Source organism: Corynebacterium sp. HMSC055D05 (genome assembly GCF_001810365.1).
In the GTDB taxonomy this organism is placed as follows: Bacteria; Actinomycetota; Actinomycetes; order Mycobacteriales; family Mycobacteriaceae; genus Corynebacterium; species Corynebacterium coyleae.
Genome location: NZ_KV801058.1, coordinates 1 through 304, shown reverse-complemented (window position 1 = coordinate 304; position 304 = coordinate 1). Strand labels below are relative to the sequence as shown.

Below are 304 nucleotides of genomic sequence, written 5' to 3'. Positions count from 1 at the left end.
CCCTATAGATGTGTCGGTGGTTGATAGCGGCGGGGAAACGCCCGGTCCCATTCCGAACCCGGAAGCTAAGCCCGCCCGCGCCGATGGTACTGCTCCCGGGAGGGAGTGGGAGAGTAGGTTACCGCCGACCCAACAACTTCACACACAAACACCCGTAGACGAAACTAAGCCCAACCGGTTTCACCTACGGGTGTTTTTACGCATACCCACACGATTGTTGTCGCCGACAACAGCAACAGTGGTGCACACCCACCAGCCCGCAATACGGAGCGGGAACAGTGCGGGCGTCACTATGCCACTGCAT

At 59.2% G+C, this 304-nt stretch carries 1 rRNA gene; it reads left to right on the top strand.

Annotated features, from left to right (window positions below):
- Positions 1–12 precede the first annotated feature (12 nt).
- Positions 13–130, top strand: a 5S ribosomal RNA gene (gene rrf, locus HMPREF2734_RS04270).
- Positions 131–304: the final 174 nt, after the last annotated feature.